The organism is Flavobacterium sp. ZE23DGlu08, assembly GCF_030505335.1.
Taxonomy (GTDB): Bacteria; Bacteroidota; Bacteroidia; order Flavobacteriales; family Flavobacteriaceae; genus Flavobacterium; species Flavobacterium algoritolerans.
In genome coordinates, this window is sequence record NZ_CP130045.1 from 625,345 (window position 1) to 651,163 (window position 25,819).

Here is a 25,819-nt window from a genome sequence, read left to right on the forward strand (position 1 = left end):
TTATGATACAATTACATCCAATACCTCCTTTTAACAAAGAAACAGCGATACAAAAAATTCAAAAGGCAGAAGATGCTTGGAACAGCAAAGACCCAATTAAAATTTCAAAAGCATATACACTTGATACAGAATGGCGTAATCGAAATCAATTCATTAACGGAAGAAAAGAAGTACAAGATTTTCTTGCTAACAAATGGAAAAATGAATTGGATTATAAACTAAAAAAACAACTTTGGACATTTAACGACAATCGTATTGCTGTACGATTTGAGTACGAATATCGAGATAAAAATGGTCAATGGTATAGAGCTTATGGAAACGAAAATTGGGAATTTGATGAAAATGGATTAATGAAAAAAAGGTTCGCAAGCATAAATGACTTAAAAATTAAAGAAACAGAAAGAAGGTTGTAAACAATTTAGAATATGAAAAAAATTATCCTATTACAACTAATTATCCTATTCACATTATTTGGATGTAAAAGCAAAACAAGTAGTAAAACTATCGATAAATCAAAAAGTATGACACACAAACACCCCACATTATTTAAAACCATCGAAATTGATGGAATTAATATTGCTTACAGAGAGGCAGGAAACCTCAAAAATCCTACAATAGTGCTATTACACGGTTTTCCTTCATCTTCACATCAATACCGAAAAGTTTTATCACAGTTATCTGATGACTTTCATTTGATTGCACCAGATTATCCCTCATTTGGAAATAGCGATTTTCCATTGGCAAGTGAATATGAATACACTTTTGATAATATTGCAAAAACTATAGACGCCTTTCTAGAAAAGAAAAAAATTGAGTCTTATGCATTAATGATACAAGATTATGGAGCACCTATTGGCTTCAGAATAGCGACAACTCACCCAGAAAGGGTTACGGCAATAATAAATCAAAACGGAAACGCATATTTAGAAGGTTTGGGTGATGCTTGGGCTGGAATTAGAGCGCTTTGGAAAGACCGAAATCCTGAAACCGAAAAAGCAATACTACCAGCCTTTTCATTAGACGGTTTGAAATGGCAATACACACACGGAACAAGAAATGTTGAAACAATAAATCCCGACACTTGGCATTTAGATTATTTAAGAATTTCAAGACCAAATGCACATAAAGTCAATATGGATTTATTTTACGATTATCAAAACAACTTAAAACTTTATCCAAAATGGCAACAGTATTTAAGAGATAATCAGCCACCTTTATTAATAGTTTGGGGAAAAAATGATGAGTTTTTTCCTGAAAGCGGAGCAGTTGCTTTCAAAAAAGATGTAAAGGAAATCGACTATAATATTTATGATACTGGCCATTTTGCATTAGAAGAAGATGGAGAAGAAATAATAGAAAAAATTAGAATATTTATGACGAAAGTTGGGCAGTAATTGCCAGCTCCGCAAAGTGTTCCCCCCGCTCCGCAAAGTGTTCTTCTGAAAAATAAATTTCTCGTTAATGCTGCGCAAATGTCTCTGACTTTGCGCAATTTTAGGAACTTGCCATTAAAACAAAACGCCATAAAGTCTCTGACTTTCATCGTCTTAAATTAAAAAAACACAAACAAGTCATTAAAATCGTTATTTTTATAGTAAAAATACGTCAAAATGAAAGAAGGCTATATAATTCGGGACCAAACTTTACCATATTATATTACGGCAACTGTTGTCGATTGGATCGATATTTTTACCAGGCAAACTTACAGAGATAGTATAATAGAATCTTTGGATTACTGCATAAAAAACAAAGGAATGATTTTGTATGGTTATGTTATTATGAGCAATCACATTCATTTAATTATTCAATCGGAGGACGGGAAATTATCAGATTTGATAAGAGATTTTAAAAAATTTACCGCAAAAAATATTTTAGATAAAATCCAAGCCGTACCAGAAAGCCGAAAAGAATGGATGCTAGAACACTTCAAATTAGCAGCAGAAAAGCATACAAGAAACAAAAATTATCAATTTTGGCAATACGGAAATCATGCAGAAGAGATTTATAGCAATAAATTTATGTGGTCTAAATTAGATTACATTCATCTGAATCCAGTAAGAGCCGGTTTAGTTGAAAAGACTTCACACTATATTTATTCCAGCGCAAGCAATTACATAAACGATTCAGGATTATTAAAAATAGAAAAAGCAGATAATCCTATAATTAATGTTTTAGATTCGAATGCTTTTGTAAAATACAATCAGCAATGAAATAGTACAAAAGTCAGAGACTTTTATGACACTACCTAATTTAAACAGATGCTGAAAATTACGCAAAGTCAGAGACATTTGCGCAGCATACATAACAAACACTTCTGCTCTACAACATGTTCTTTTAAAAAAAGTATTCAAAAGTCAGAGACTTTTATGACGCTACTAATTTAAACAGATGCTGAAAATTGCGCAAAGTCAGAGACATTTGCGCAGCATACACAACAAACACTTCTGCTCACAAAATAATCTTCTAAAAAATAAATACATTCTACAATGTGGATTGTGCAAAATTTAAAGTTTGTTTTGTACTTTTAAAACATACTCATTAACCGAAAAAACTTAAATTACAATAATGAATTATCACTTTAGAAAAGCAGAACTATCTGAAATAGCTCCAATATGGGAAATTTTACAACAAGCTATACTGCGAAGAAAAGAAGACGGGAGCAATCAATGGCAAGACGGTTATCCAAATCCGGAAGTCATACAAAAAGATATTGAAAAAGGAGAAGCATTTGTTTTGGTTGATGGAGAAACAATCATCGGTTATAGTGCCGTACTTATCAATGACGAACCCGCCTATGAGAAAATTGAAGGAAACTGGCTAACGAATGGTGATTTTGTAGTACTGCACCGCGTTGCTATTTCGGAGAAGTACTTGGGTAAAGGCTTGGCTAAAATGATTCTCAAATACATAGAAGAATTTGCGGTAAGCAACAACATTTACAGCATAAAAGCAGACACCAATTTTGACAACATCGCCATGATGAAAATTTTTGAAAGTTCGGGTTATACGTATTGTGGCGAAGTATATTTTAGAGGAAGTCCTAGAAAAGCTTACGAAAAAGTCTTAGCGAAACTGGACTAATTGAAATTTTGAAAACTTAAGGTGACAATTAAAAAAACCGCAAATTCGCAGATAAAAATAGTTAGCAACTGTTTCTATACTATGCGAATTTGCGGTGTTTTTTTTGAGAACAACTTATCTTAAACTGCAGCTTCTTCTTCTGGAACCATTTCAAATTCCATGTGATCCACAATTTCTACTGCTGCTTCCGGTTTAGAACCTTTAAGCGCATTGAATCGTTCTAATTGTTCCAGTTCCCCTTCTTCCCCACTGAAATAAGGAAAAACATCCATAATAGGTGATTCTGAAATGGCTGGTATGGTATAATCGCCCATCGTACCTTTCATCACACTAGTGGTGTTATCATAAGCTTCTTTTACATCATTAGCCTGCACTAATAAATACATATTGGTCTTGCGTTCTTTACCGCTTTCTTCGTCATACGCTAGTAATGAAACTTTAGATCTAAACCAACGATCCGCATTTTCGAAAGGGTGAATCTCTGCATAATTGGCCACTTTTATATTCGTGATTTTGAATTCTTCACTGATATACGCCGACATTTCTTCATTGATTCTGCTTTCGGCTTCTGTGTAGGATAACGCGTCTACCAAATACGGTTCTGTCGTAATCTTTTGTCCTCCAGTTTCATCCGTTTTTCTATATTTTACCTTGCATTCGTACCAATTTGTGCTCATCTCTTTTTTTTTTAAGGATGTCAAAGATAGATTTTAGAGGTTAAAAAAAGCAGCATTCCTAAAATAGATATTCACAATTTCGGAAGAAGATTAGTGTTGTTATGAACTTTATTCTGGCCCTATTTAAAATGTTAAAACAATGTTAAATAAAAACTAAACAGTTGTTTAAATTAAACACTTGTTTAGTTTTGTTTTTTGAAAAAATTAGATTCCATTGAAAAGTAATTTTAACGACAAACAAATTCAAATTCTCGAGGTTGCAGAAACACTTTTTGCAGAGAAAGGATTTGACGGTACTTCCATCCGAAACATAGCAAAAGTGGCAAAAATCAACATTGCCATGGTTTCGTACTACTTTGGTTCCAAAGAGCGATTATTGGAATCGCTTATTGTTTACAGAACTTCAGATCTTAAAAACCAATTAGAAAATTTATTGCAAGAAGATCTGGAACCTATTGAAAAAATCAATAAGCTGATTGAACTGTACATCAATAGAATCAATAGTAATCGAGGAATATACAGAATTTTACACTTCGAATTTACCTCCAAAAAGAGAGAACAAAATCTCCAGGCTTTTTCTGAATTAAAAAAAGGAAATTTAAAATCCCTTGAAACCATTATCGAGGAAGGCCAGAAAAAAGGCATTTTCAGAAAAGACGTTATTATTCCGCTTATCACACCTACAATTTTGGGTACTTTCTTTCATTTTCACATGAATAAACCTTTCTTCGAAAATTTATTAAACTTGAAAACCGAAGATCTATACAACAATTACATCAAAACCAATTTGACAAAGCACATTCAACAAACTATAAAAGCACTTCTGATATATGAAAGTTAGTCAACTCATGCTCTTTGGGATTTTCTTTATTGGAATTTCATCCGTAGCAGCACAAGAAAAAACAAGTTTAACATTGAACGAAGCCATTAATTTGGCTTGGACCAAGAGCAATGAAGTTACTCTGGCCAATACAAAAGTGAAAACTAAAAAGTACGAGCTGCAATCCACAAAAAACAATCAATATCCTGATTTGAAACTTTCAGGTCAATACCAAAGATTGGCAAATGCATCGGTAGATTTTAAAATAAATCAAAATAATTCCGGTTCACAAGAACCGCTTCCTATAGTAAATCAATTGATGATTGGACAGTTGAACGCCAGTGTTCCTGTATTTTCTGGTTTTAAAATCCAAAACAGTATCAAGGTTTATGAGAATCTTTATGAAGCTGAAATGGCAACAGCATCACAAACCAAAGAAGAAATCGCTTTGCGCGTAATTGATTATTATGCTGGTTTGTACAAAGCGCAAAAAACAATTGAACTGCTGAAAGAAAATCAAAAAAGTGCACAACAACGTGTAAACGATTTTATTGAGCTCGAAAAAAATGGAATTATTCCTAAAAACGACCTTTTAAAATCACAATTACAAGCCTCTAAAATTCAATTGTCATTAGACGAGACGAATAATAATTTAAAAATTATCAACTTTTATTTGGTTACGCTTTTAAAATTAAATCCAGATACCAAACTGGAGATTCGTGAAAGTGATTTTGCTGATTTCCAAATGACGAATGTCCCAACAAATGAGTTGCCAGCATTAGAAAATCGTAAAGATTTAGAAGCAATTCGGTTTCAAGGAAAAGCAAGTGAAGCCAATATCAAAATAGCTAAAGGTTCCTATTATCCTGCAATTGCAATCATTGGCGGTTATACTACATTAGACTTAAGTAATGTTATCACTGTACAAAATGCGATGAATATTGGTGTGGGTATTTCCTATGATTTGAGTGCCATTCTTAAAAACGGAACGCTGGTAAAACTGGCTGAAAATAAATTCCTTGAAGTACAAAACTCCGAAGCTATATTAACGGATTATATTAAAGTTCAGGTTCAAAAAGCAATTGAAGATTATGATTTGGCTTTGAAACAAAATGTAGTTTACGGACAAGCAGTAGAACAATCTTCGGAAAATTACCGAATCATAAAAGACAAATATGACAACGGACTTTCAGATACGAATGATTTACTGGAAGCTGATGTAGAGCAACTAAGTTCAAAAATCAATAAAGCATTGGCGCAAGCAAATACCATTCAAAAATACTACGAGTTACTGTCGGTAACTGGACAATTATCTCAAACCTTTACTATTTCAAAAAACTAATCATACCTACCATGGAAAAGAAAAAAACAAATACAAAATTTATTATTATCCTAGTGGCTTTGGTAGTTTTAGGTGGAACTTACGGAACTTATAAATACATGCATTCCTTAGCTCACGAAGAAACAGACGATGCGCAAATTGAAAAAAATATGAATCCTATTATTCCAAGAGTTTCCGGATATGTGGACAAAGTGTACATCAAAGATAATGATTTTGTAAAGAAAGGCGATACGCTTTTTACTATCGATAAAAGAGATTACCAACTGAAAATTGAAGAAGCTAATGCTGCAATGGTTGGCGCTGAAGGTAGTTTTGAAGTTTCTAAAGCGGATATTGGAAGTGCTTTGGCTAACATTTCAGTTTCTGATGCTAATGTGCAATCAGCGGGTGGAAATATCGAATCGGCAAAAATCAGATTGGATCGAATTACCAGTGATTACAACAGATATAACAATTTGTACAAAAGTCATTCGATTACAAAACAACAATACGAGCAAGCTCTGGCTGCAAAATTGGAAGCAGAAAGCCAAGTGCGCGTTTTACAACAACAACAAAGAGCGAGTGCTTTTCAAAAATCGGTTATTGTAGCTAAATCTAAAGTTTCAGACAAACAAACGGAAGTGGCTGCTGCCAATATCAAAAGAGCTAAAGCGTTGCTTGATGCGGCAAAATTAAATTTGACTTACACCGCTGTAACTGCTGCGATTGATGGTCAGGTTTCTAAAATTGACATTCAGCCAGGACAATTAGTGCAACCGGGACAATCGTTATTTTATATTATCAACAACAAAGAAGCTTGGGTAATTGCTAATTTCAAAGAAACGCAATTGAACAAAATGGTAATTGGTCAAAAAGTTACCGTAAAAGTGGATGCGTATCCCGGTTATGATTTTCAAGGTTCCATCACTTCGTTCTCACCTGCTACAGGCTCTCGTTTTTCATTGCTTCCTCCTGATAATGCTACAGGAAACTTTGTGAAAACAATCCAAAGATTGCCCGTTAAAATAAGTTTGAACACATCCAATGATCCTGAGAAAATAAAATTACTTCGCCCGGGAATGAACGTGGATGTAGATGTACATTTAAAATAAATTCACCCTTTTGGTGATTTCCAAAATGGTAAAAATGGCAATACTTTTAAGAAAATGATAGTTTACACTTTAGTATAAAATGGTACAAACAGGAGAAGACGATTTAGTAGAATATGGCTTTAGAAGAGTCATAATTACCATTACAGCCGTTCTTTGTGCTATGCTTGAAATTGTAGATACTACAATTGTAAATGTAGCTTTAAACAATATGCGAGGCAGCCTTGGTGCATCACTTACTGATGTGGCTTGGGTAATCACAGCTTATGCTATTGCAAATGTGATTGTGATTCCTATGACGAGCTGGTTGTCACAACAATTTGGGCGTCGGAATTATTTTGCGGTTTCCATCATTATTTTCACAGTCGCTTCCTTTTTATGTGGTAATGCCAATAATATTTGGGAATTAGTTGCTTTTAGATTCATTCAAGGATTAGGTGGTGGCGCTTTATTAGTAACTGCGCAAACCATAATTACCGAAAGTTATCCTGTTGCCAAAAGAGGAATGGCGCAAGCTATTTACGGAATGGGAGTTATTGTAGGACCTACTCTTGGACCGCCTTTGGGAGGTTATATTGTAGATCATTTTTCATGGCCGTATATCTTTTACATCAACATTCCTATCGGAATTATTGCCACTTTATTGACGCTTTCTTTTGTAAAAAGCCCTAAATATGGTGACAAACTAAAAGCAAGTCAGGTCGATTGGTGGGGAATTTTTCTCTTAACGGCTTTTATTGGGTCGTTACAATATGTTTTGGAACACGGTCAGCAAGACGATTGGTTCAATAATAGTACGATTGTATTGTTATCTGTCATTTCTGTTTTTGGTTTATTGCTCTTTATTTGGAGAGAACTCACTTATAAACATCCCATCGTAAACTTAAGGGTTTTAAAAGATACCAACTTGAGAATAGGAACCATTATGTGTTTTATTCTAGGTTTCGGATTGTACGGTTCTACCTTTATCATTCCTATTTACACCCAATCCGTTTTAGGTTGGAGTGCTTTGGATGCCGGTTTGTTGTTAATTCCAAGTTCCATTACGACCGGGATTATGATGCCATTCATTGGTAAAATGATTCAGCGTGGTGTACCGCAAGCGTATATGGTAGCTGCTGGGTTTTTGTTGTTTTTCTTTTTTACGTATTGGATGCAACAAGTTATCACACCAGATTCTGGAGAAGAACATTTATATTGGCCGTTGATATTAAGAGGAATTGGATTGGGATTGTTATTTGTTCCTATTTCTACACTTTCATTGTCCACTTTAAAAGGAAAAAGTATTGGTGAAGGAGCTGCTTTTACGGGAATGATGCGACAATTGGGTGGTTCTTTTGGTATTGCCATTATCACCACTTTTATTGCCCGATTCAATCAGGAACACCGTGTAAATCTTATTTCGCATCTTAATGTGACTTCTTATGAAGTACAAAAAACGGTGCAACAACTGAAAATGGGATTCATGTCCAAAGGCTATTCTGAGAATGAAGCTTTGGCAAAAGCCTACAAAGCCATTGAATACAAAGTAATGGTACAAAGCTCTGTACTCTCTTATATGGACATCTTTTTATACTTAGGCGCGTTATTTTTATTTTGTATTCCTTTTATACTTTTGATAAAAAAAGGGAAAAACAAAATCAATCCTGCCGATGCAATGCATTAAAATCCAAACATAAAAAAACGCCGTTATCATTATGAGAACGGCGTTTTTTTTATTTGTTAAAATATATTAGCGGGTAAAAACCAAATGATTTCCTTCCGATAAATTAGCGTCAAATTGATAGCCATCGTAATTGAAACCTTTTAAATCATCTATCGTTTGAGCGTTGGTATCAATAATATAACGCACCATCATACCCCTCGCCTTTTTGGCAAAAAAACTGATTATTTTAAGTTTTCCATTTTTATAATCTTTGAACTCCGGAGTAATTACAGGAACTTTCAACGCCTTAACATCAATTGCCGAAAAATATTCATTACTCGCCAAATTGACAAATAACTCGCCCTTTTCAAGCTCTTTATTTAATGCTTTAGTAACAATTGGTTTCCAAAACTCATATAAGTTTTTGCTTTCGCCAATGGGTAATTTGGTTCCCATTTCCAGTCGATATGCTTGAATCAAGTCCAATGGTTTTAGCAAGCCATACAAACCGGATAATATTTTCAAACGATCTTGTAAAGCTTCTATCTTTTTTTCAGGAATCGAATACGCGTCTAATCCAATGTAGACATCACCATCAAAAGCATACACTGCCGGACGTGCATTTGAAGTTGTAAAAGGTGTTTTCCAATCTTGATTTCGCTTCCAGTTCAAATCAGCCAGTTTATCTGAAATACTCATTAAATCCGATAAATCAGTAGGCTTTTTTTCTTTTAAAACTTTGTGAACTTGTCGCGATTCTTTTAAAAATAAAGGTTCGGTGTGCAATTGAGTGGGTAACTCTTTTTCAAAATTTAAAGACTTGGCTGGCGATATTACAATTTTCATACACAATGCTCTTTCGAGCTCTTTTTATTAATTCTTTCAAAAGTACTAATTGAAATCAAGAAATCAAGAATCTTTAAATTGATTTGTTTAATAGTGCCATAGATAATGAAAATTGTTCCCTAATTTAATTATTTTTGAGTTGTAAATAAACCAAACAACCTTTCTTTAGCTATGAACCCAATTGAAATTAAAAAAGCAACATTATCCGATTTGGAAACAATTCAAAAGATAAGTATCCAAACTTTTATAGAGACTTTTGCTGCTGTAAATACACCCGAAAATATTGCCAATTATATAAAAGACAGCTTAAATACGGAACAATTAACGGCTGAATTGAACAATGCTAATTCTCAGTTTTATGTAGCGTATTCGAATACAGAAGCTGTTGGATATTTAAAAATAAACTTTGGTGATGCTCAAACTGAAACCATTAACAAAAATGCTTTAGAAGTACAACGGATTTATGTTTTGCAAACTTTTCATGGAAAAAACATTGGTCAGCTGTTGCTTGACGAAGTAAAAAATATTGCACAAAGTACTAACGTTGAATATATTTGGCTGGGTGTCTGGGAAGAAAATCACAGAGCACTTCGATTTTATGCTAAAAATGGATTTGTTGTATTTGACAAACACGTTTTTACATTAGGAAATGACGAACAAACCGACTTGTTGATGCAACTTTTAATCAAATAATGATGAGTACAACTTTATCCCCTGAAACTGAAAAGCCAGTCCGAATCCTGAATGCTGCAGTAATCGTGGCCGCACTGGGTTATTTTGTTGATATCTATGACTTATTGCTTTTTGGAATCGTTCGTACCGACAGTCTAAAAGATTTAGGGATAACCGGTGATGCCATCAGGAATCAGGGAGAATTTTTGATTAGTATGCAAATGTTCGGGATGCTTTTTGGCGGTATTCTTTGGGGAATTTTAGGTGATAAAAAAGGACGGATTTCTGTTTTATTTGGATCTATCTTGATTTATTCTGTGGCCAATATTGCTAACGGAATGGTGACCACCGTTGATGGATATGCGTTCTGGAGATTGATAGCGGGAATTGGTCTTGCAGGAGAATTAGGCGCCGGAATTACTTTGGTAACAGAATCTTTGCCCAAAGAAAAACGAGGTTACGGAACTATGATTGTAGCATCTGTAGGTGTTTCGGGTGCGGTGGTTGCTTATTTAGTGTATCAGATTTTTCAAGATTGGCGTTTGTGTTATTATGCTGGAGGTGTTTTAGGACTTCTTTTATTGTTTTTACGAATCAGTATTTCTGAATCGGGTATGTTCAAAAAAGTACAGGAAAGCGATGAGAAAAAAGGCGACTTTATTTCTTTATTTACCGATAAAAAACGTTTTTCAAAATACATCCAATGCATTCTTATCGGAATTCCGTTGTGGTTTTTGGTTGGCGTGTTGATTACTTTCTCCCCAGAATTTGCCAAAGCATTAGGTGTTCAAGGCTTCGAAACGATTGCCGCAGGAAAAGCAATCGCTTGGTGTTACGGAGGATTGGTTTTTGGAGACATTGCCAGCGGATTATTAAGTCAGTGGCTGAAAAGTCGAAAAAAAGTGATGTACTTATTTCTGACTTTTAATCTGATTATGGTTTTTATGTTCCTCAATGCTTTTGGAATTTCAGCATCCACTTTTTATCTCCTTTGTTTTATAATGGGCTTCTCCGTAGGATATTGGGTCTTGTTTGTCACTATTGCAGCAGAGCAGTTTGGAACAAATATTCGTGCAACAGTAACTACAACGGTTCCTAATTTTGTTCGGGGTTCGTTGCCACTGATTATTATCATTTATGGCTTTTTCAGAGACACTGTTTTTGAAGGTGACATTTTAAAATCGGCAATGATTGTTGGAACACTATTATCGGTAATTTCAATTTTGGCACTTTGGAAATTAAAAGAAACCTTCCATACGGATTTAAATTATTCCGAAAATGAAACGCAATCTTTCGTGTAGCTTTCTTATTTTAAATCTAAAATGAAATGGAATATATCATCATTTGTCTTGCTGCAGTAATAGGTTCCGGTTTGACATTATTTTCCGGATTTGGACTTGGAACACTGCTTGTTCCGGTCTTTGGATTGTTTTTTCCTATCGAAATGGCTATTTTACTTACTGCAATAGTACATTTTCTAAACAATCTTTTTAAATTGTTTTTATTGGGTAAAAGCGCTAATCTAAATGTTGTTTTACGCTTTGGGATTCCTGCTATTATTTTTGCATTTCTTGGTGCTTATGTGCTTTCCTTATTGACAGATATGCAACCGCTAACGGATTATCAAATAGGAAATCACACTTTTGAAATTATGCCAATCAAACTAATTATTGGAATTTTGCTGCTGTTTTTCTCTTTATTTGAAGTCGTTCCTAGTTTGACCAACTTACAGTTTGACAAGAAATACCTTCCTATAGGAGGAATTTTGAGTGGTTTTTTTGGTGGACTTTCCGGGAATCAAGGTGCTTTAAGAGCTGCTTTTTTAATAAGAGCCAATTTATCCAAACAATCCTTCATTGCAACCGGCGTAGTAATCGCTTGTTTAGTGGACATTTCCAGACTAACCGTTTATTCCAAACAAATACTGAACAATCAAAGTCAATTTGATTACACTTTACTGATTCTAGCAACACTTTCGGCATTTATTGGAGCATATTTTGGCAATAAATTACTAAAAAAAGTTACCCTAACAACCATTCAGAATATAGTGACTTTCATGCTTGTCCTATTTGCCGTTTTGTTGATTATGGGAATTATCTAATCCTAAAAAATGATTTTTGCCAATCAATCCGTTCACTAATTTAAGAATGAAAATAAAATAGCTATGACTAATTTCACTGACAATAATAAAGGTAATGCTGTTGACAACTATTTAATTAACCTACCTGAAGAACAAAGAGTTACTTTGGAAAAATTACGAAAAATCATTAAAACAACAGCGCCAGAAGCAGAAGAATTCATTAGTTATAAAATGCCTGCTTATAAATTTCATGGCATGTTATGCAGCTTTGCGGCATTCAAAAATCATTGCAGTTTTTATCCTTGGAATGCAACCACTGTTGAACAATTTAAAGATGAATTAAAAGATTTCAGTTTAGCCAGCGGTACCATCCGTTTTACTACTGAAAAACCAATTCCTGAAGCACTTTTAAAAAAAATCATTCAAGCAAGAATGAAGGATAATTTAAACAAGTCTAAAAAATAATGGAATAACAACAAATCTTAAAGACTAATTGGCAACAATTTTATAAGTAGGATCTTCCAGAATATTTACGTCTATCACGGTATCAGCATTTTTTAATAACGTTCTGCAATCAGCACTTAAATGTCGTACATGAACTGTTTTATTGAGCTTGGCATACCGTTCCGTAATTTTATTCACGGCATCAATCGCACTCATATCGGTAATTTTACTTTCTTTAAAATCAATAATAACTTCATTTGGGTCATTTGCAACATCAAATTTTTCTAAAAAAGCAGTTGTCGATCCAAAAAATAAAGGACCATATATTTCATAATGCTTCACTCCTTTTTCATCCATATATTTCTTGGCTCGAATTCTTTTGGCACTTTCCCAAGCAAAAACCAAAGCAGAAATAATTACTCCAATTAAAACGGCTAAAGCCAAATTATGCAAGACAATAGTTATCAATGCCACAAATACTCCAACAAAAATATCGTGCTTTGGCATTTTATTGATGATTCTAAAACTCGCCCATTCAAAAGTCCCAATCGCCACCATGATCATAACGCCAACCAAAGCCGCCATAGGTAATTGCTCAATTATTGGAGCACCAAATAAAACAATTCCAAGTATCGTCAACGCAGCAATAATTCCCGACAATCGCGCTCTGGAACCAGCCGAAAGATTCACTAAAGTTTGAGCAATCATAGGACATCCTCCCATCCCGAAGAAAAAACCATTCAAAATATTTGCACTTCCTTGCGCAATGCATTCTCGATTTCCGTTTCCTTTTGTCTCCGTAATTTCGTCCACAAGATTCAACGTTAATAAGCCTTCCGTTAATCCAACGGAAGCCATGATTAAAGCATACGGAAATATAATTTGCAGCGTTTCAAGATTTATTGGAATATTCGGAATATGAAATGGCGGAAAACCACCACTTACTGAAGCAATATCACGTACGGTTTTGGTCTCGATTCCAAAGAAAAAAACCAATGCAAAAACCACAATAATTGCTACTAATGACGCTGGAACTGCTTTGGTTACTTTTGGAAAAAAGAATACAATTCCTATTGTCAACGCAACTAAACCTAACATAATCAACATGGGACTTCCAGAAAGCCACTCGCTTTTTCCGTTGACAATGGTTTTGAATTGTTCTAATTGTGACATGAAAATAACAACCGCTAATCCATTCACAAATCCAAACATTACGGGTTGCGGCACTAAACGGATGAATTTTCCGAGTTTAAAAACGCCCACTAAAATTTGTAAAATCCCCGCTAAAGCAACTGCTGCAAAAACATATTCTACCCCATTTGATTTCATTAAAGCGATTAAAACAATCACGGTTGCTCCCGCTCCTCCAGAAACCATTCCGGGTCTGCCTCCCAATATTGCGGTAACCAACCCCATTATAAAAGCGGCATATAAACCTACTAATGGCGGGAATCCAGCCAATATCGCAAAAGAAAGCGACTCTGGAATCATAGTCATAGCGACTGTTAATCCTGCTAAGATTTCTGTTTTATAATCAACAACTTGCTTAAAATCAAATAATTTAAAATATTTTTTCATGCTTTAGATAACTGGATATGTCAATAGTGGTATTGGAATTTCTAAAATAAAAATCCCGATAGAAGTCAATAAAAATAATACAAAACTGTATTAATAAATTGGTGCAAATAGGATTAAATCCAAGTAGTATGACTGAGAAAAAAAATCAAACTCCTTTTTCAGAGAGTGGCAAAAATAAAACTTTTTATTCGATGTGTAAAATAGAAATCGGAATTGCGTAAATTTGGCGAAAATTTACCTTTACTTGAAATGTCACTTAAAATTTATGATTTTGTACCCTAAATAAGTAATATAAATTATAATAAATTGATTTTGAAACTCATACGTTGGTTAAAAAATACTCACTTATTAATTGAAAGATTTAGCAAACCACCCTTTCGATAAAAATTTAAAACATGAAATTAATATATACTTTCCTTTTTATAACGGTATTGAATAGTGCTTATTCTCAAGCTCCAGATGACTATTTTGAAAAGATTAGAAACAACGAAGCGGAACTAACCGCTTTCTTTTCCCAAATGCCAAAAGGAGGCGATTTGCACCACCATTATTCTGGTTCTATTTATGCTGAACCCTTATTACAACGCGCTATTGCAGATAATTTTTATCTCAATACCGAAACGATGGATGTTCAAAAAGAAAGACCTTCAAACGGAAACTGGGAACAATTTTCGACATTAAAAAGCAACGGAACATTAGACGCTTACAAACAAAAAATAATGCAAAAATGGTCTGTAAAAGACTATAATTATGTGGATTACCCATCAGATAAATTGTTTTTTGAATCCTTTATGAAGTTTGAACCGGCCATCAAAGGGAATTTTGGACAAGGTTTATTGGAACTAAAAAACAGAGCAATTTCAGAAAATGTAAGTTATATTGAAACGCAATTATCTACGATTCCAACCACAATGATTACCGATGATTTGACGCAATTCAATTCCAGATTGCGAAAATTGGCTTTGGCAAAAGATGAAAAAGCCATTACTAAGTCGCTTGATTCGTTATACAATTCATTCCTGAAAAAAGATGTTGAGTCCTATGCCACAGCGTTCAACACAAATTTTGTAGCTAAGCTTCACAAAGACCTTAAAATTGATGATAAACAATTTACGATGCGGTATCAAAATTTTGTATTGCGATTCATGGAACCCGTAGATTTATTTAAAAATCTGGTAATCGCATTCATTTCAGCAGATGGAAGTCCGCTGATGGCGGGAGTTAACATTGTTTCTCCGGAAGATGGTGAAACCTCGATGAAAGATTATTGGTTGCACATGATGATGTTTAAATACTGTCATTCCCGTTATCCAAATGTGAAATACACGATGCATGCTGGCGAGCTGACTCTTGGATTGGTGCAACCGGAAGAGCTGACTTGGCACATTGGCGCAGCCGTTTATACCGCAGGAGCAAATCGTATTGGTCACGGAGTAGCTATGGCGTACGAGAAAGATTCCTATAATTTATTGCGCTACATGGCGAAGAAAAGCATTCCTATCGAAATCAACTTAGTGAGTAACGAGTTCATTTTGAAAGTGAAAGAAAGCCGTCACCCGTTGACCTTGTATAAAGAATTTGGCGTTCCCATAGTAATAAGCACTGATGATGCGGGGATTTTACGCACCAATATGACCGAACAATATGTTTTGTTAGCCAAAAGATACAAAGACGTTTCGTATACGGATATCAAGCAATTTGTTTACAACAGTATTAATTACAGTTTTATAAAAGAGACTTCCGTAAAAAAGCAATTGCTTAAAGATTTAGACAGCAGATTTAAGGCTTTCGAAGCTAATTTTCCAATGAAATAAGTCATTTACAATGAACTGATTGAAATTTTTTCTTTCAAAAAAATAAAGTCCCATACTGGGGCTTTTTTTTATGCTTTTGAATTATTTTTTTTCTTATATTTGACAATACCTACTTGATTTACAAACTATTAAATACAAACTGTTTGTAAATGGCATTTCTTTATTTTAATTGTTTACTAACATGATAAATTATTGAAAAATGAGTAGATCTTTAATCTGGTATTTCCGAAGACATCCCTTATTGTACAAAATACGGTTTAGTTTACTTTCCAAAAAAGTCACTTTTGATAGGATTGAAAGTTTTTGTTACAATAACTTAAACAAGACTACTGAAATTCCCGAAATTTATTTTGAACTAAATCCATTAATTTTCGCGAAGAATGAAGCGGCAATAAGTGATCTTGATAAAGCAAAACAAATAGCCGTTTGGTTGAGAAACTATATAAAAGGAGGTCCCGGATTAGGTAAATCCTCCGATTCAACCTTAAGAAAAATGATAAATGGCGAAGGTGGTGTTTGCAGTGATTTTTCTCAAGTCTATAATAACTTCTGTGTCATAAACGATTTAAAAGTAAAAGAATGGGGATTAAAAATAGCGTCAGACGACCCATGTATTAAAGGCGGACATGCTTTTAATGAAATCTATTCCAAGGAATTAAAAAAATGGATTTTAATTGATGTTTCTAAATCAATACTTTTTTATTCCACAAATAAAACCGTTCCGCTCTCCGTTTTTGATCTTATCCATTTAAAAAATGAAAACCAAGAAATTTACTTTTCCAGTTTTAACGAAAAAAATATGATGGACAATAAAAGGATAACCAATTTATATCTTACATCTAATTCTTCTCCTTTTGTGATTACAAATTATCACAATAAAACCTATGATTCTTATCTAAATACACTAAAATTCATGCCAGGTCCTTTCATTCATGGCTTGCTGTTTCTTATTGGGAAAAGTTATTTTTTTGAGTTTCCTGTCCATTAATAAATATATTGCATCACTTATCTCTAGTTATAGCAATAAAAAAATCCGCTCGAAAGCGGATTCTTCATTATAATAGGATACTAAATCGTATTATTTTGGATTTAATATCAAGTCGATTCTTTTAATCGCATCTTCATAATGGTATTTTGTTTCTGCATTTACAGCTTTAGTTTTAGCAACTGATAAAGTAGCTTTTAAAGTTGTCAATTCGCCTCTAACCAATCCTCTCACATCTGATTGCGCCACATTATAATAGTCAGAAGGACGACCTGATTTAATTTCTTCTTTCATCAGGTAACTCATTCTTTCTATATAAGCACGCTGTAAATTTCTTCTGTAAATAGTCACATTCGAACCTAAACCGGCTTCTTTCCAAATTCCTCTTCGCATATCACCCAATAAATCCAACGCTTTATAATTAGCAGTACCCATTATTTCGGCATCCATCAATCGGCCAATGCGCTCAAAACTCATTACACTATTCAAATGTCTGGCTTGTAAATTTCTAAAACGCTCTGTGTAACCGGAGTAATCAATATTTTTCAATGTGCTCACATTTACCAACCATGTTGGAGATGCAAAAGCATTGGCCTGCAACCATTGCATTGCTTCTTGTTGCTTTGCTTTTGGTACAATATCGTAAATACTTCCTTTTTGGTTTGGCTTTTTAGTAGCTTCATAAACACCTCCAACATTGGTCACCACATGCCCTACATACCTGCTCCATACATCCATCATCTCTTTGTACAACTCATCTAAATCCTCGTAATTGTTAGTCACATCACTCGTCCATTCTGGTAAATGTGCCGCTACATATTGCAAGTTTTTAAGTCCGTAAGTACCCGCTTTCATTGAATTATTCCCAATATCTTCCGTTTGTGAAGACGGGTCAAAACTACTGCTTTGTTTCCCGAATTTGTAAATAGGATTTCCAGCTTTTTCCATAATCCATTTGTCTAATGTAGGCACTTCAACTTCTGGTGAAGTCGCATTTGGAATAACTCTGTATCCCCAATTAGTAGCATAATGATCGTAAGGTCCCATTTGGCGTATAAAACGAACGTTTTTATCTCCAGGTTGTGCGATGTAATTAAAACGGGCATAATCCATCAAACTGGCTGCGATTCCGTTTTTCTGTGTAAAATCACCATTTCTATAATTTTCAGTGTCATAAGCGCAACTTGCACCCATATTATGAGGAAAACCAAGAGCATGACCTAATTCGTGAGCGATAACCATACGCATCATTTCACCCATTTCTTCATCACTTGTATTTAATGTTCTTGCTGTAGGATTTGCAGCTCCAGTTTCTAACAAATAGCGATTTCTGTACGAACGCAAATGGTTGTGGTACCAAATTACATCACTCTCGATAATTTCTCCCGTTCTGGGATCAGAAACGCTGGGCCCAACGGCATTACGAGTCGTACTCGCCACATAACGAATTACGGAATAACGGATGTCTTCCGGGCTAAAATCAGGATCTTGTTCTTTCGTTGGTGCGTCTTTGGCGATAATTGCATTTTTAAAACCAGCAGTTTCAAAAGGCTTTTGCCAATCTTCAATTCCTTGTTTGATGTACTTGCGCAATTTTTCAGGCGTAGCAGGATCTAAATAATACACAATAGGTTTTATTGGTTCTACCAGTTCGCCTTTTGCGTAAGCGACAGGATCTTTAGGCTCCAATTTCCAACGACGGATATAAGTTTTGCTGTCTGATTTCAATTCGTTGCTTCCGTAATCGATTTGATTCATCGTAAACCATCCCACACGTGGATCAGCTAATCGAGGTTGCATTGGTTTTTCAGGCAATAAAATCATCGACTGATTCATTTGGATGCTTATCGTTTCTGAATCTTCCTGAACGGGTGGTTTAGAAGCGTTATAGGTGAAATCCTGAATCACTTCAATGTTCATGGGGAAACTTTTCATCGTATTGATAAAACTGCGGGAATCATCCATTCCTTTGACTTTGTAGGTTTCTCTCATTTCTGCCGATAAACCGCTGATGGCTCTCACATCAGTACCATAAAATTTAGTCACATCAATTACCGTATTTGCAGAATCTTTGCTGAATGCCACGATATCAAAAGCAAATAATGTAGGCTCATAATTATTGGATTTCACCGAAATGCTGATAGGCAAACTGTCATTGGCAACCGCACTGAATGATTTTAACTTGATAAGGATTTTATCCTGAAAACGCTGCCAAACTATCAATTGCTCGTTGGTTTCGGAGCCAGCATTTACATATCCGCCACCTAAATTAGAAGGCAGTTTAGATAAACGGCTCACCAAAAGCATGTCTTTATCCAAGTATTTATTAGGGATTTCGAAGAAATATTTTTTATCTACTTTATGTACCGTAAACAATCCTTGGTCAGAAACGGCGTCTTTAGTAATTACCTTGCTGTATTCCTTGATAGTGGTTTCCGGTTTCTTTTCCGGAGGAGGAACGACAGCGGCATTTTTATCTTTTTTCTTTTTGGACTGTGCAAATTGCGTGGTGGGCACAAGCATCGCTGCAGCGATTGCGGTTAAAATGAAAAGTTTCTTCATTTAGTGGTTTTTTAATGGTTAATCAATATCAAAAATAAATTTTAGTGCCAGTAAATTGAATAGTATTCATTGGTTTAACTTTTAATTAACAACCGTTCTATTTCTTGTTGTACATTTCATACTGGAATTAGTAGTAATGTTTTCCCTGAAATGATTTTACAGGACGGATTTAGTTTTAAGAAACAAATATATTTGTGAGAATAATTTGATTATATTTGAGAAATGAATACTGACGGTTATCAGATATAGTTACCAAATTTTGGGTGTATATGTCTAACAGTGTCAGACATATGAAAATTTAGCAGCAACCGCTTTATAACCCCACAAATTGAAAAACATGAACAACTTCCTCAAAATACTAAAATGGGTGAATTACATTTCGATTCCGTTAGGGATATTGAGCTTTTTATACGTGGCAAATTACAAAATCTATATGGGAATGTTGATTCCTGCATATTTTTTTGTGTTTACATTTTTAAATTTGATTGTTATAACCATTGTTAATCGGATTTGTAATAATTCGTCTGTAGATGTTTTTAAAGACTGGAAATGTTTTTTTGCATTGGTGCTTTCGTATTTTCTTATTACACTTACGCTAGCTATTTGGAGTTACTGAAAATACTCAACACGGCAGCTTCTATAACGTATTTTGGTAATAGGCTTAATTTAATCCCAAACTGCTTGTAGCGAGAGAACGTTAGGCGATATTTTAAAAAAAATAACATAATAAAAATGATGAAAAAATTAAATTTTTTGGTTTTAGTATTTGTAACAAATATTAGTTTTAGTCAGAATGTTTTCAAAAATGAAAGTATTGGATTTAGTATTGAACAACCAAGCAAATGGATAAAAGCAAAAGAAGGGCAAACTATTGAAAATTTAAAAAGCAACGTAAAATTAGATGATAAAGTTCTCATTAAATTATTAGAGCAAAATAAAGGAACAATTGAAGTTGTTAGTTTTTTCAAATATCCAATCGAAACAACAGTTGGAATTATACCAACTATTAAAGTTAACTTAAGAAGTAATCCTCATAAAAATTTTGCAGATTTTAGAAAAAGTATTGAAGAAAGTTTAATTGGAATAAAAAAAGTATTCCCTGATTTTAAATATACAAGTGAACCTAATGAGAGCGTAGTCGATGGTAAAAAATGTTTAACTGCCTCTTGTATTTACACACTAACTGGTAAAGGAGGAAGTGCGAAAGTCAAAATTATAGTATATGCCATTCCAGTAAAGGATCAATTTTATCAAGTTACATTAATGGATACCGAAGAAGACAATAACACAGAATTGTTTAAAAAAATTGTCAATACAATAATAATTCAATAAAAAAATCTCGCCCTAATCCGCAAAGTATTTCCTTCTATACGCTAGCAAATGTCTCTGACTTTACGCCCACAACAATAAGCAAAACAAACATAAACCCACAAAAAAAGCCCCAATCCGGGGCTTTTCATATTTTTATTCTTCTTCTTGATCAGTGCCATGGGATTTTGAATAGCCTCTCCATTTCTCAATACAATCCTGAAAATCCTGTGGAAGTTCCGTATCAAAACGCATCATCTCTTTGGTCGTAGGATGCACAAAACCTAATGTTTTGGCATGCAAAGCCTGTCTTGGCAAAGCTTTGAAACAGTTGTCAATAAACTGTTTGTATTTCGTAAATGTAGTTCCTTTCAAAATCAAATGACCGCCATAACGCTCGTCATTAAAAAGCGGATGACCTATGTGTTTCAAGTGCGCACGAATCTGGTGCGTTCTTCCAGTTTCCAATTGGCACGAAATCAACGTTACGTATCCAAAACGCTCCAAAACTTTATAATGCGTCACGGCAGGTTTCCCTATTTCCGGATCAGCAAAAACCGCCATTTGCATGCGATCTTTCAAGTGTCTTGCTAAGTTTCCTTCAATGGTCCCTTTCTCTTCGGCTACATTTCCCCAAACCAAAGCCACATACTCTCTTTCAGAAGTTTTGGCTTCAAATTGCTTGGCAAGATGCGTCATAGCCGCTTCGGTTTTGGCAATTACCAATAAACCCGAAGTGTCTTTATCAATTCGATGCACTAATCCGGGACGTTCACTGCTGTTCATGGGTAAATTCTCAAAATGAAAAGCCAACGCATTCACTAATGTTCCCGTATAATTCCCGTGACCGGGATGCACCACCAATCCTGGCGGTTTATTAATCAATAAAAGCGTAGCATCTTCATAGACAATATCTAACGGAATATCTTCGGGATCTACCCTATTTTCAAAAGGAGGATGAGATAACATAACCCGAACCACATCATTGGCTTTGACCTTGTAATTCGACTTTACCGTAGCGTCGTTTACAAAAATATTCCCTTCGGTAGCAGCGGTTTGTATTTTATTGCGAGTTGCATTTTGAATCAGGCTCATCAAGTATTTATCAATTCGCAAAGGCGTTTGGCCTTTAGGAACTTCAAACCTGAAATGTTCAAATAACTCGTCTTCTAAATCTATTGTATCTATATTATTGTTCATCAACTGGTGTTTCTTCTATTGGTGCAACCAGAGTATCCGCAGCACTTTCTTCTTCTTCATAACTCATTTTTCCGTCTCCTAAAACCAAATCAATTTTGGATGATTTCAAGACTCTGTCCCCTACTTTCAGGTTTCTTCCTTTAAAACGCATTTCCAACACCATATCTTTTCCAAGATTTGGAACATACGTAACCGTTCCTTCCTCAAGACCTAACGCTTTCAAGGTTGGCACCGCTTCACGATATGTTTTTTCTATCAAATCAGGAATTCGCACAGATGAAAATCCTGAAGTATTTATTTTGATATATATTTTTCTACCAACTTTTACCTTCGTACCTGGCGTCGGATCTTGCTCAACCACGCTAAATTGCGGAAAATCACTTCTATAATCCACACTATCCAAAAGCACATAATCTAAATCCAACTCATCCAGCTTTTCTTCTACTTGCTCTTCAGTCAATTTACTCAAATTTGGAACTGCAATTTCATGACCATGATCTGTTGTAAAAGTCAACCAATGCATAAACAAATAGCCCAAAGCGGCAATAATGGCAAGAGCAATTAATACTTGTACTAAAAAGACGCGGCTTGTAAGATACTTACGTAAACTCATAAATTTATTTTTATATGTGGCAAAGATAAAGCTATTTCGTTTCAAAAAAAATGATAATTTTGTTTAATGCTTTTTGAAGCTATTTCCCGCTATTCGTTATAACTTTTTATCCGCCAAAAAGGCTGATAAAAAGGATTTCTCCCGAAGATTCGGGACTATCGGGGCTAGAATCTAGTGCTAAAAACACCTTATTATTTATTCAAACAACTAAGATTAAAACGATACAAAATGAAAAACATTGCCATCATCATGGGCGGATATTCCAGCGAGTATAAAATCTCACTTATCAGCGGAAACGTCGTATATCAATTTCTGGACAAAACGAAATACAAAGGATTCCGAATCCATATTTTCAAAGAAAAATGGGTCTATGTTGATGCTAATGACACTGAATTTCCTATCGATAAAAATGATTTTTCAGTAACTGTTGATGGTAATAAAATCACTTTTGATTGCGTTTTCAATGCCATTCACGGAACTCCCGGCGAAGACGGATTGATGCAGGCGTATTTCGAATTATTACATATTCCGCAAACTTCCTGCGATTATTACCAAGCGGCATTAACGTTCAACAAACGTGATTTATTATCTGTTTTAAAACCATACGGAATAAAAACCGCCACTTCCTATTACTTAAACAAAGGCGATGCTATCAATACTGACGAGATTGTCGCTAAAGTTGGTTTGCCTTGTTTTGTAAAACCAAATAAAGCAGGTTCCAGTTTTGGAATTTCCAAAGTAAAAACCATCGATGAATTGCCAATAGCCATAGAAGTTGCTTACAAAGAAGACAACGAAATCATCATCGAAAGTTTCCTTGACGGCACCGAAGTTTCTGTAGGAGTTATCAATTACAAAGGAAAAGTAATCGTTTTGCCAATTACTGAAATCGTTTCTGACAATGATTTCTTCGATTATGAAGCCAAATATCTGGGTAAATCACAAGAAATTACACCGGCAAGAATTTCGGATGAAATGACCCAAAAAGTGAGCGAAATAGCCAAACGTGCTTACGAGGTACTCAAAATGAAAGGTTTCTCGAGAAGCGAATTTATATTGGTAAACGGAGAACCACACATGTTGGAAATGAACACTATTCCGGGATTAACAACTGAAAGTTTGATTCCGCAACAAGCCAACGCTGCCGGAATTTCATTGGAAGATTTATTTACAAATGCGATAGAATTGGCTTTAAATAACTAACTTCCCATTATGACCGAAATCTTTGAATGGAACCGATTATTATACAATGATTTACCAGAATCCTTTCTATTAGAGGTCATTTTCCGTTCTACCATAATGTTTACAGTTTTATTATTGACATTAAAAGTAGCTGGAAAACGTGGCGTGAAGCAATTATCTGTTTTTGAAACAGTCATCATTATTGCTTTAGGATCTGCAGCGGGAGATCCCATGTTTTATGAAGAAGTTGGAATAATCCCTCCTATAACAGTATTTCTTGTCATTATACTTTTATACCGATTAGTAACGTGGCTGACAGGAAAAAGTAAACGGTTTGAAGAATTTATAGAAGGCAAAACCGAATGTATTATCAGCGAAGGGAAATTTTCAATTGCTACTTTCAAAAAGGAAAGTTTGGCACAAGATGAATTTTTTTCGGAACTCCGATTGAAATCGGTAGAGCATTTAGGACAGGTAAAAAATGCCTTTATGGAAACCAGTGGTGAAATCAGTGTTTTCTATTATGAAGACCATGAAGTTCAACCAGGATTGCCAATTCTGCCTTTTTTATTTAAACAAAAAAGTAAAACGATCCCAACAGAAGGTATTTATTCCTGCACCTTTTGCGGAAATACTGAAAGCCACAAACCAGGAAATGCGGAGTGTAGAGTTTGTGAGAAATCTGAATGGGTCGAAGCAATACAAACACTACGAAAAACCTAATTTAGTCTATTTATGATGGTACTTATAGGAACAAGGGATTCAAAAATAAAAAACGGAAAAATTATAGCTGTTGAATGCCCAAAATGCGAATCAAAAACTTCAATTACTTATAACGTATATTCACGGTATACACATATTACTTTGATTCCAATATTTCCAGTTAGTAAAATTATAGATGTAGAATGTAATAATTGTAAAGAAATATTTGGATCTGAAAATTTATCTGAAGAGATTAAAATAAAACTTCAAAGTGAAAAGGAAATCAATATACTAAAAATACCTATTTGGATGTTTTCTGGACTTATCATTCTTGTGGGTTATATTACTTTTTGGATGTATACTAATATTCAAACAAACGATAAAACAAATGTCTTTATTCAAAATCCAATATTGGGAGATGTTTATAATTTAAAATTTACAAATGGCTATTATTCTACAATGCGTATTGATCAAGTAACTAAAGATAGTGTTTATGCGACCCAAAATGATTACGATGCTTATTTGCCATATGAAGTTGATGAAATAGACAAACCTGAAAATTATACCAATCGAAAAGTAAAATATTCAAAAAAAGATTTAATAATTCTTCATCTAGAAGACGAAATATTTTCAATAACAAGAAACTAAATGAGAAAAGCTATATTTCCGGGTTCTTTTGACCCAATAACATTAGGACATGAAGACATCATCAAAAGAAGCATTTCGTTGTTTGATGAAATCGTAATCGCTATTGGTGTCAATGCCGAAAAAAAGTACATGTTTTCTCTGGAAGACAGAAAACGTTTTATCGAAGAAACATTCAAAAACGAACCTAAAGTTTCGGTGATTACCTATGAAGGTTTGACTATTGATTTGTGTCATAAAATAAAAGCCGATTTTATCCTGCGTGGTTTGCGTAATCCTGCCGATTTCGAATTTGAAAAAGCAATTGCACACACCAATCGCCGTTTATCAAAAATAGAAACTGTCTTTTTATTGACTGCCGCAAGGACTTCATATATCAGTTCCAGCATTGTGAGAGATGTAATCCGCAATGGAGGGCAATATGAAATGCTGGTTCCAGATGCAGTGCGAGTAAAATAATACTTGCCATCAACCAAATATAAATTTGTGAAACGAGGCAATAAGCCATAATTTCGCCTAAAAATAAAAGCCATCA

25 protein-coding genes are annotated in these 25,819 nt (G+C 34.5%); 19 read left to right on the forward strand and 6 right to left on the reverse strand.

All coding sequences use genetic code 11. From position 1 onward, the window contains the following. The first annotated feature begins 2 nt into the window (after window positions 1–2). The 4 genes from Q1W72_RS02740 to Q1W72_RS02755 all read left to right on the forward strand — a co-directional run bounded on the left by Q1W72_RS02740 (window position 3) and on the right by Q1W72_RS02755 (window position 3,081). Window positions 3–413: a nuclear transport factor 2 family protein gene (locus tag Q1W72_RS02740; RefSeq protein WP_302137262.1), complete on the forward strand. Its 411-nt coding sequence runs from the start codon at window positions 3–5 to the stop codon at window positions 411–413. Between the two features lie 12 nt (window positions 414–425). Further along, window positions 426–1,394, forward strand: a complete 969-nt coding sequence (locus tag Q1W72_RS02745; protein WP_302137264.1) for an alpha/beta fold hydrolase — start codon at window positions 426–428, stop codon at window positions 1,392–1,394. 216 nt (window positions 1,395–1,610) lie between these two features. After that, on the forward strand, window positions 1,611–2,210 hold the full coding sequence (locus Q1W72_RS02750) for a transposase (protein WP_302137265.1): 600 nt from the start codon (window positions 1,611–1,613) through the stop codon (window positions 2,208–2,210). A 355-nt stretch (window positions 2,211–2,565) separates the two neighbouring features. Continuing rightward, complete coding sequence (locus Q1W72_RS02755) at window positions 2,566–3,081, forward strand: GNAT family N-acetyltransferase (RefSeq protein ID WP_302137267.1); 516 nt, start codon at window positions 2,566–2,568, stop codon at window positions 3,079–3,081. Between the two features lie 119 nt (window positions 3,082–3,200). Here the strand turns inward: Q1W72_RS02755 and Q1W72_RS02760 are convergent, their stop codons facing one another. Beyond that, complete coding sequence (locus Q1W72_RS02760) at window positions 3,201–3,758, reverse strand: DUF4494 domain-containing protein (RefSeq protein ID WP_302137269.1); 558 nt, start codon at window positions 3,756–3,758, stop codon at window positions 3,201–3,203. A gap of 208 nt (window positions 3,759–3,966) precedes the next feature. Here Q1W72_RS02760 and Q1W72_RS02765 point away from each other — a divergent pair, with 208 nt between their 5' ends. The 4 genes from Q1W72_RS02765 (at window position 3,967) to Q1W72_RS02780 (ending at window position 8,674) form a co-directional block, all read left to right on the forward strand. Beyond that, on the forward strand, window positions 3,967–4,599 hold the full coding sequence (locus Q1W72_RS02765) for a TetR/AcrR family transcriptional regulator (RefSeq protein WP_302137912.1): 633 nt from the start codon (window positions 3,967–3,969) through the stop codon (window positions 4,597–4,599). Then, entirely contained in the window at window positions 4,589–5,920 is a 1,332-nt protein-coding gene (locus tag Q1W72_RS02770) for a TolC family protein (RefSeq protein ID WP_302137271.1), read from the forward strand. Before Q1W72_RS02765 ends, Q1W72_RS02770 begins: the two co-directional genes overlap by 11 nt. A gap of 11 nt (window positions 5,921–5,931) precedes the next feature. After that, window positions 5,932–7,011 (forward strand): HlyD family secretion protein, encoded by a 1,080-nt coding sequence (locus tag Q1W72_RS02775; protein ID WP_099715821.1) that lies wholly within the window; start codon window positions 5,932–5,934, stop codon window positions 7,009–7,011. Between the two features lie 79 nt (window positions 7,012–7,090). Next, window positions 7,091–8,674 (forward strand): DHA2 family efflux MFS transporter permease subunit, encoded by a 1,584-nt coding sequence (locus Q1W72_RS02780; protein ID WP_099715822.1) that lies wholly within the window; start codon window positions 7,091–7,093, stop codon window positions 8,672–8,674. Between the two features lie 66 nt (window positions 8,675–8,740). Here Q1W72_RS02780 and yaaA read toward each other — a convergent pair whose 3' ends face one another. Then, window positions 8,741–9,499, reverse strand: coding sequence for a peroxide stress protein YaaA (gene yaaA / locus Q1W72_RS02785; RefSeq protein ID WP_099715823.1), 759 nt, complete (start codon window positions 9,497–9,499; stop codon window positions 8,741–8,743). Between the two features lie 171 nt (window positions 9,500–9,670). Between yaaA and Q1W72_RS02790 the strand changes: the two genes are divergently transcribed. The 4 genes from Q1W72_RS02790 to Q1W72_RS02805 all read left to right on the forward strand — a co-directional run bounded on the left by Q1W72_RS02790 (window position 9,671) and on the right by Q1W72_RS02805 (window position 12,716). Then, window positions 9,671–10,192 carry a GNAT family N-acetyltransferase gene (locus tag Q1W72_RS02790; RefSeq protein WP_099715824.1) on the forward strand — a complete coding sequence of 174 codons (522 nt, stop codon included), beginning with the start codon at window positions 9,671–9,673 and terminating at the stop codon, window positions 10,190–10,192. Next, a complete protein-coding gene (locus Q1W72_RS02795; RefSeq protein WP_302137275.1) occupies window positions 10,192–11,472 on the forward strand; it encodes an MFS transporter in 1,281 nt (426 codons plus the stop codon). Before Q1W72_RS02790 ends, Q1W72_RS02795 begins: the two co-directional genes overlap by 1 nt. A 26-nt stretch (window positions 11,473–11,498) precedes the next feature. Continuing rightward, window positions 11,499–12,272, forward strand: a complete 774-nt coding sequence (locus Q1W72_RS02800) for a sulfite exporter TauE/SafE family protein (RefSeq protein WP_302137276.1) — start codon at window positions 11,499–11,501, stop codon at window positions 12,270–12,272. A gap of 63 nt (window positions 12,273–12,335) precedes the next feature. After that, window positions 12,336–12,716: an iron chaperone gene (locus Q1W72_RS02805; RefSeq protein WP_302137278.1), complete on the forward strand. Its 381-nt coding sequence runs from the start codon at window positions 12,336–12,338 to the stop codon at window positions 12,714–12,716. Between the two features lie 24 nt (window positions 12,717–12,740). On the opposite strand, the gene Q1W72_RS02810 is transcribed toward Q1W72_RS02805, so the two are convergent. Beyond that, window positions 12,741–14,273 (reverse strand): SulP family inorganic anion transporter, encoded by a 1,533-nt coding sequence (locus Q1W72_RS02810; RefSeq protein ID WP_302137280.1) that lies wholly within the window; start codon window positions 14,271–14,273, stop codon window positions 12,741–12,743. A 395-nt stretch (window positions 14,274–14,668) separates the two neighbouring features. On the opposite strand from Q1W72_RS02810, the gene Q1W72_RS02815 reads away from it, so the two are divergent. Both Q1W72_RS02815 and Q1W72_RS02820 read left to right on the forward strand, forming a co-directional pair. Continuing rightward, window positions 14,669–16,087 carry an adenosine deaminase gene (locus Q1W72_RS02815; protein WP_302137281.1) on the forward strand — a complete coding sequence of 473 codons (1,419 nt, stop codon included), beginning with the start codon at window positions 14,669–14,671 and terminating at the stop codon, window positions 16,085–16,087. 199 nt (window positions 16,088–16,286) lie between these two features. Next, a complete protein-coding gene (locus tag Q1W72_RS02820; protein WP_302137283.1) occupies window positions 16,287–17,075 on the forward strand; it encodes a hypothetical protein in 789 nt (262 codons plus the stop codon). A gap of 90 nt (window positions 17,076–17,165) precedes the next feature. Here Q1W72_RS02820 and Q1W72_RS02825 read toward each other — a convergent pair whose 3' ends face one another. Beyond that, on the reverse strand, window positions 17,166–19,634 hold the full coding sequence (locus Q1W72_RS02825) for a zinc-dependent metalloprotease (protein ID WP_302137285.1): 2,469 nt from the start codon (window positions 19,632–19,634) through the stop codon (window positions 17,166–17,168). Between the two features lie 732 nt (window positions 19,635–20,366). Between Q1W72_RS02825 and Q1W72_RS02830 the strand changes: the two genes are divergently transcribed. Further along, a complete protein-coding gene (locus Q1W72_RS02830; RefSeq protein WP_099715833.1) occupies window positions 20,367–20,966 on the forward strand; it encodes a hypothetical protein in 600 nt (199 codons plus the stop codon). Between the two features lie 132 nt (window positions 20,967–21,098). Here Q1W72_RS02830 and Q1W72_RS02835 read toward each other — a convergent pair whose 3' ends face one another. Both Q1W72_RS02835 and Q1W72_RS02840 read right to left on the reverse strand, forming a co-directional pair. After that, window positions 21,099–22,142 (reverse strand): RluA family pseudouridine synthase, encoded by a 1,044-nt coding sequence (locus tag Q1W72_RS02835; RefSeq protein ID WP_099715834.1) that lies wholly within the window; start codon window positions 22,140–22,142, stop codon window positions 21,099–21,101. Continuing rightward, a complete protein-coding gene (locus Q1W72_RS02840) occupies window positions 22,132–22,755 on the reverse strand; it encodes a PASTA domain-containing protein (RefSeq protein WP_099715835.1) in 624 nt (207 codons plus the stop codon). The genes Q1W72_RS02835 and Q1W72_RS02840 overlap by 11 nt, the downstream gene beginning before the upstream one ends. Window positions 22,756–22,983: 228 nt before the next feature. Here Q1W72_RS02840 and Q1W72_RS02845 point away from each other — a divergent pair, with 228 nt between their 5' ends. The 4 genes from Q1W72_RS02845 to coaD are packed head-to-tail and all read left to right on the forward strand — an operon-like array spanning window position 22,984 to window position 25,743. Next, window positions 22,984–23,958 (forward strand): D-alanine--D-alanine ligase, encoded by a 975-nt coding sequence (locus Q1W72_RS02845; protein WP_302137288.1) that lies wholly within the window; start codon window positions 22,984–22,986, stop codon window positions 23,956–23,958. A gap of 9 nt (window positions 23,959–23,967) precedes the next feature. Further along, window positions 23,968–24,660 carry a DUF421 domain-containing protein gene (locus tag Q1W72_RS02850; RefSeq protein WP_099715837.1) on the forward strand — a complete coding sequence of 231 codons (693 nt, stop codon included), beginning with the start codon at window positions 23,968–23,970 and terminating at the stop codon, window positions 24,658–24,660. Window positions 24,661–24,672: 12 nt separating this feature from the next. Further along, window positions 24,673–25,287, forward strand: a complete 615-nt coding sequence (locus Q1W72_RS02855) for a zinc-ribbon domain-containing protein (protein WP_302137291.1) — start codon at window positions 24,673–24,675, stop codon at window positions 25,285–25,287. Beyond that, the gene (gene coaD, locus Q1W72_RS02860; RefSeq protein ID WP_099715839.1) at window positions 25,288–25,743 is read left to right on the forward strand and encodes a pantetheine-phosphate adenylyltransferase; all 456 of its coding nucleotides are present in this window, start codon (window positions 25,288–25,290) and stop codon (window positions 25,741–25,743) included. The last annotated feature ends 76 nt before the right edge of the window (window positions 25,744–25,819 follow it).